Origin of the sequence: Nocardia sp. NPDC057272, from assembly GCF_042668615.1 — a bacterium.
Classification (GTDB): domain Bacteria; phylum Actinomycetota; class Actinomycetes; order Mycobacteriales; family Mycobacteriaceae; genus Nocardia.
The window spans coordinates 1-6339 of record NZ_JBHUYK010000058.1; the positions used below are offsets into that span (position 1 = coordinate 1).

The following is a 6339-nucleotide window of genomic DNA, read 5'->3' on the forward strand; positions in this document are numbered from 1 at the left end:
CTGCAACCGCTCGGTGGTCGCCGCCAAGTGCTCCTGGCTCTCGTAGGCGAAGACCGGTGAGCCCTGACACGACAGACCGCCGTCGATCCGCTTCATCTCCACATGCAGCGGCCCCAACTCCGCGAATTCACGGTGGATGCCGACGATCGACTCGTACAGATCCCGCTGCGGGAACAGGGCCATCAGCCCGGTGAGCTCGCTGTTGTGCCGCTGGTAGCGCAGCATCGAATGGCCCCAGGTGAACTCGTAGAGGGGCGAACCGTAGCTGCCCTTGCCCTCGAGGCACCGGTACCGGATCCGGCCGCCGTTGTCCTGCACCAGATCCTCCACATTCGGCACCGACTGGACGGCGGCCATCAGCAGCACCATCGACTCGCCGTCGGGAATCAATCCGGCGAGTTCGGGAAAGTACTGCGGGAGCGGATGCGCATGGGGCGAAACCACTTTCGTGAGCACACCGTCGCTGCGGCAGATGTCGACCGAGAAGCGGGCCGCCTGCGCGAAATCGGGGAACGAGACGACCAATTCGTGCCACTCCCAGGCCGGGGCGAGCGGCAGTTCGACCTCGGTGATGATGCCGTTGGCGCCGTACGCGTGGTGCACGGTGTTCACATCGCGCCCGCGTAACTCGATCAGCCGGGGGTGTTCCTCGACCGTCATCACTTCCAGCGCGGTGATGTTGCCGGTATCGCGCAGGATGCCCCAGCGACAGCTGCCGATACCCGCGTGCCCACCCGCGATGTAGCCGCCGACAGTGGCCTGGTGCGCCGTCGAGGGATGCATCCGCAGCTCCCACCCGGACGGGCGGATCGCGGCGTCGATATCGGCCACGACGGTGCCCGCGAGCGCGCGCACCGTGGTCGGCGGGCGCCTGCCCGGTTCGCCGTGCCAGCCGATGACGCCGGCGAGGGCGGTGACATCGATCACCGCGCCACCGCGCAGCGGCACACCCTGACCGAACTGCCCGGAACCGGCCCCGCGCACGGTGATCGGAATGCGATGACGCGCGCAGGCGGCCACCGCGGTGCGCAGCTCGTCCTTGCCGCGCGGCGCGATGAAGATCTCGGCATTGCGCCCGCGCAACAGGTCTCGCAGGACCGGACTCTGCGCGAACCGGTCGCGGCTCTTGGTGCGCAGCTTGCGGGTGTCGGTGGAGAAGGTGATGGGACCCAGGTCGGCGCGCAGGCTCGTCAGTGAATCGGTGGGTGACATCGGCCGTACTCCGTCGTTCGAACTCTCCGTGCGTCGCGCGGAGGGCGATCCTTCGGCGGATCGGCCGAGCATCAGCGTGCCCGGCCGGTGTTTCGCGGCGGTAAAGGCGCGATGTCGGTGCGCGTACTCAGTCGGCGGTGTCGAGGTCGGCCCGGGACAGCGCGTCTTCCACGCGGCGGCGCGCACCGGCGAGATGCTGTTCGCAGCGGGTGGCCAGGGCTTCGCCGCGCTCCCACAGCACCAGCGAGTCGTCCAGGTCGAGGCCGCCCTGTTCGAGCATCTTCACCACGTTGATGAGCTCGTCGCGGGCGCGTTCGTAGCCGAAGGCCGCGATCTCGGCCAAGGTGTCGGCAGCGGTGTTCTCGGAACCGGCGTCGGCCACGGTCACGTCCTCTTCTCGTCGGTGGTCTCTGGCGTCAGTCGCTGGGTGCCCAGTGCCGCGGCGGTGACGGCTCCGTCGGCGACCCTGATGCGGAGCTGGCTGCCCGCGGGGGAGTCATCGATCGAACGCACGACATGCCGTTCGGGACCGGCGACGCGCTGCACGACAGCGTAACCACGGGCCAGGGTGGCGGCCGGACCCACCGCGGTCAGCTTCTCGCGAAGATGCAGGGTGGTCGTCGACTCGCTGCGCAGCAGCTGGTCGACAGTGCGTCTGGCGGCCGTGCGCAAGCGTTCCAGCTCGTCGTGACGGTGGTTCAGTTCGCGCAGGGGATCGGCGAGGACCGGGCGCGATCGCAACTGCGTGATGGTGTGTTCCTCGCGCTGGACCCAGCCGCGCAACGCGGCCGCCGAGCGCGCCCGCATCTCACGGACCCCGGCCAGTTCGGCGGCGGCATCGGGGACGATGCGTTTGGCGGCGTCGGTGGGGGTGGCCGCGCGCAGGTCGGCGACCAGGTCGAGCAGGGGATTATCGGGTTCGTGGCCGATGGCGCTCACGATCGGGGTGCGCGCGGCGGCGACCGCCCGGCACAGTGCTTCGTCGGAGAACGCCAGCAGATCTTCGACGCTGCCACCGCCGCGCGCCAGCACGATCACCTCGACCTCGGGGTCACGGTCGAGTTCGGTCAGCGCTTCGAGCATCTGCGGCACTGCGGTCGGACCCTGCACCGCGGTGTTCCGGATGACGAATCGGACTGCGGGCCAGCGGTTCTGGGCCACGGACAGGACATCGCGTTCGGCCGCGCTCGCCCGTCCGGTGATCAGCCCGATCGTCGCGGGCAGGAACGGTAGCGGCCGCTTGAGCCTGGCATCGAACAGGCCCTCGGCCGTCAAGAGGGCTTTCAACCGCTCGATCCGCGCCAGTAGCTCACCGATGCCGACCGCGCGAATCTCGGTGACCCGCAACGAGACCGTGCCCCGGCCGGTGAAGAAGTGCAGCTTGCCGTAGACGACCACGCGGCTGCCCTCGGTGAGCGGCACCGGCAGCCTGCGCAACAGGTCGGGGTCGCAGGTCAGCGACAGCGACATGTCCACCGAGGCATCGCGCAGCACCAGGAACGCGGTGCGGGTGCCGGGACGCAGATTGATCTGGGTGACCTGCCCCTCCACCCAGATGCTGCCGAGCCGTTCGATCCACTGGGCGACCTTGACCGCGACCGAGCGCACCGGATACGGCTGCTCCGCCGAATTCGCCGGAGCGCCGGCCTGCGCGACGCCGTCCTGAGTCATAGGTCAGTTCTACGCGCGGCCACCGACACAACCAAAAAGCGGCCGCAACCCCGGTGCGCCGAAGGCGCGGATTGCGGCCGCCTCAATTCTGGACTGACGGAGAGAAGGAGCGAAGCGACTGAACGCAGGAGCGAAGAATCGAGGCCCACAGGGCCGCGATCCATGCGGCGCCAGCCGCCGATATCACTGCGCCTGGACCGTGGCGATGCGGTTGGTGAGCATCGTGACGAAGGGGGCGCGGGCGCGGGTCTGCTGTTCGAAGGCCAGCAGCTGCGCCAGCTCCTCGACGGTGAGCATCCGCAGCCGGGCGCGCAGCTGGGCCAGCGTCATCGCGGGGTAGTCGTAGCGGATCGCGACCTCGGGGGCGACGACCTCCTCCGCGGCGGGCTCCTCGGCGGGCTCGATGACCTCGTCCTCGGTCTCGAGCAGCAGCAGGGACGCGGGCACGACCTTGCCGTTGGTCTGCGGGGCCTCCGCCGCTTCGAACAGGTCGAAGCGGCTGGTGTGGCCGTTGGTGGCGGGCGCGGGTTCGAGGTCCTCGTCGAAGGTGGCCCACGCGGGCTGCTCGGCCGGAGCCGAACCCAGCCGCTCGAACACACCGTCACCCTTGAGCGCGAGGCTGGTGACGAACTGCTGCAGATGCATCGTGGTCTGCAGCACGCGACTGAGCGCGGTGATCGGGAAATTGACCGCGGCGACGGGCAGTCGCCGGGTCTCTTCTAAGGCGTAGACGGCGGCGCCGGCGGCCACCCTGGCCAGGAACGGAGGTCGAAACATGACTCCAGCCTGCCGCAAACCGGGTGTGATGCAAAGGTCCACACCCCTGTTGTGTGACTTTCGCCCCTTGATCCGACCTGATCGGGCCTGTCGCGCGCACGTAAGCTGTGGGATATGACCTCGGCAATCCCCTTGAACGTCGGTATCACGCGCTCCGCGGGCGCGAATGCTGCCGGTGGCAAGCGCGTGCTGCTGGCCGAGCCGCGCGGCTACTGCGCAGGCGTCGACCGCGCCGTCGAGACCGTGGAGAAGGCTCTCGAGAAACACGGCGCCCCGATCTATGTGCGCAAGGAGATCGTGCACAACCGCCACGTCGTGGAAACGCTACGTGAGCAGGGCGTGATCTTCGTCGACGAGACCGACGAGGTGCCCGAGGGCGCGCTGGTCGTGTTCTCCGCCCACGGTGTCGCGCCGATCGTGCACGAGACAGCCGCCGAACGGAACCTGCGCACCATCGACGCCACCTGTCCGCTGGTCACCAAGGTGCACCAGGAAGCCAAGCGTTTCGCCCGCGACGACTTCGACATCCTGCTGATCGGCCACGAAGGCCATGAGGAAGTCGAGGGCACCGCCGGTGAGGCGCCCGAGCACGTACAGCTGGTCGACGGGCCCGACTCGGTGGACAAGGTGACCGTGCGCGACCCGTCGAAGGTGATCTGGCTGTCGCAGACCACGCTCTCGGTCGACGAGACCATGGAGACCGTCGAGCGGCTGCGCGAACGTTTCCCGACGTTGCAGGACCCGCCCAGCGACGACATCTGCTACGCCACGTCCAACCGGCAGACCGCGGTCAAGGCGATGGCGCCCGAATGCGATCTGGTGATCGTGGTCGGTTCGCGCAACTCGTCGAACTCGGTGCGACTGGTCGAGGTGGCGCTCGGCGCCGGCGCGAAGGCGGCGTATCTGGTCGACTACGCGCGTGAGGTGGATCTGGCCTGGCTCGACGGGGTGCGGACCATCGGCATCACCTCGGGCGCGTCGGTGCCGGAGATCCTGGTGACCGGGGTCCTCGACCTGCTGGCCGAACACGGTTTCGGTGAGGTCCAGCCGGTGACCACGGCCAACGAGACGCTGGTGTTCTCCCTGCCTCGTGAGCTCCGCCCCGCCCGCCGGGACGCACCTTCGCAGAGCTGACCCGCCCGAGCTGAACAAAGAAAATCCCCGCCGGCTGAGGTCGGCGGGGATTCTTCGTTCTCAGACGTTGTCGGGGCGACGTCGTTCCGTGCGGGCGGAGTCGGCGCGGTCTCGATAGCGCACGTTCGGCTGTGGATGCGGGGGTGCGTCGCCACGGCGGCGTGGGACCCTGGCCGGTTCGGGTTCGCGCGGTGCGGCGGCCGCGCGGGCGGCGCGGGGTTCACCGCGGGCGGCGCGAGGCTCGCGGGGCCGGGCCGCGGCGGGCGCCCGTTTCGGTTCGGCGGGCCTGGCGGGCCGGCGAGCCGGGCTCGCCATATCGACCTCGGTATCGGCTTCGTCCAGTACCGCGGTGCCGCGGCGCGGCCGCTTGCGGGCGGCGGTGGCGAGGTCGGGCGTCGGCTCCGGGCGACGGCGCTTGACCGGCTTGCGTTCGGTCCGGCGCTCCGGGGTGGGGCGAGCGGTCTGGGGTGCGCGCTTGGCGATCGCGATCCTGGCTCCGCCGATCGCCAGCACCAGCACGGTGGCCAGCGCCATCGTCGGGAAGCGCTCCACCAGCGGGATGATCAGGTTCATCAGCACGTCTTTGATCGACGTGGTGGCGCGTCCACCCAGCATCTGGCAGGCCAGGGGCACCGCGACGAACAGCAGCAGCGGCGGCATCACCATGGTGGAGAACAGGCCGCGGAAGCGCACCGCGCAGACAGCGAGCACGCAGCCGAGCACATACAGCGCCGAGAACGTGCCGGTCGGATAGGTCTCGCCGCCGAGTCCGTCGATCAGGAACCCGAGACCTGTCGCACCTGCGGCGAGCAGAATCGCGGCCCAGGCGGGGATGCCGGGTACCGAGGGCACGATCGAACGTTGCGGCGCGGGCACCCGGGGTCGCGCACGTTGGGAAGCAGCCACACTATGACACTAACTGCACATCGGCCCTGTGGGCGCCACGGCACGGGGATCTCAGACGCGATCCTCGACGTCGGCGAACGCGACGACGCGTGGTCGGGTCTCGGTGAGCCGGATTGCCGGGAGCTCCTGATCGGCGATGCCGAGATCGTGCATCCGGCGCGCGGTGACCATGACCCGCGACTCCACCGAACCCACGGTCGCGTTGAAAGCCGCTACGGCCTTACCGAGATTCACGCCCAGATTGTCCAGATGCTCGGCGACCTTGCCCAACCGGGTGTAGAGCTCCTTGCCCAGTTGCTGCACCGTTGCCATATCGCGCGAGAGCGCTTCCTGCCGCCAGCTGAACGCCACCGTCCGCAGCAGCGCGATCAGTGTAGTGGGGGTTGCCAGGATCACGTTCCGGCCGAACGCGTACTCCAGGAGGTCGGCGTCGGTGGTGAGCGCGGCATCGAGGAACGGGTCGCCGGGCACGAACAGCACGACGAACTCGGGTGCCGGATCGAAGGCCGCCCAGTACGCCTTGTCGGCCAGTTGGTCGACGTGGGCGCGCAGGTGTTTGGCGTGGCGAGCCAGCAATTGGGTGCGTGCGCCGGGGTCGTCGGTGGTCGCCGCGTCGAGATACGCCGAGAACGGCACCTT

Annotated in this window: 7 protein-coding genes; 1 reads left to right on the plus strand and 6 read right to left on the minus strand. The window is 69.2% G+C overall.

Annotated elements, in window-relative coordinates; genetic code table 11:
• The 4 genes from ACFULV_RS34775 to ACFULV_RS34790 all read right to left on the minus strand — a co-directional run.
• The coding region (locus tag ACFULV_RS34775; RefSeq protein ID WP_378664334.1) for an FAD-binding oxidoreductase at positions 1-1212 on the minus strand (1212 nt) is incomplete at its 3' end.
• A gap of 127 nt (positions 1213-1339) precedes the next feature.
• A complete protein-coding gene (locus tag ACFULV_RS34780) occupies positions 1340-1600 on the minus strand; it encodes an exodeoxyribonuclease VII small subunit (protein ID WP_378638114.1) in 261 nt (86 codons plus the stop codon).
• Entirely contained in the window at positions 1597-2883 is a 1287-nt protein-coding gene (xseA, locus tag ACFULV_RS34785; protein WP_378638117.1) for an exodeoxyribonuclease VII large subunit, read from the minus strand. Before xseA ends, ACFULV_RS34780 begins: the two co-directional genes overlap by 4 nt.
• A gap of 183 nt (positions 2884-3066) precedes the next feature.
• On the minus strand, positions 3067-3660 hold the full coding sequence (locus tag ACFULV_RS34790) for a lipid droplet-associated protein (protein WP_378638119.1): 594 nt from the start codon (positions 3658-3660) through the stop codon (positions 3067-3069).
• A gap of 114 nt (positions 3661-3774) precedes the next feature.
• Between ACFULV_RS34790 and ACFULV_RS34795 the strand changes: the two genes are divergently transcribed.
• The gene (locus tag ACFULV_RS34795; RefSeq protein WP_378664336.1) at positions 3775-4794 is read left to right on the plus strand and encodes a 4-hydroxy-3-methylbut-2-enyl diphosphate reductase; all 1020 of its coding nucleotides are present in this window, start codon (positions 3775-3777) and stop codon (positions 4792-4794) included.
• A 60-nt stretch (positions 4795-4854) separates the two neighbouring features.
• Here the strand turns inward: ACFULV_RS34795 and ACFULV_RS34800 are convergent, their stop codons facing one another.
• Both ACFULV_RS34800 and ACFULV_RS34805 read right to left on the minus strand, forming a co-directional pair.
• The gene (locus tag ACFULV_RS34800; RefSeq protein ID WP_378638123.1) at positions 4855-5700 is read right to left on the minus strand and encodes a DUF6542 domain-containing protein; all 846 of its coding nucleotides are present in this window, start codon (positions 5698-5700) and stop codon (positions 4855-4857) included.
• A 51-nt stretch (positions 5701-5751) separates the two neighbouring features.
• A partial coding sequence (locus tag ACFULV_RS34805) for a DNA recombination protein RmuC (RefSeq protein ID WP_378664339.1) occupies positions 5752-6339 on the minus strand: 588 nt, incomplete at its 5' end.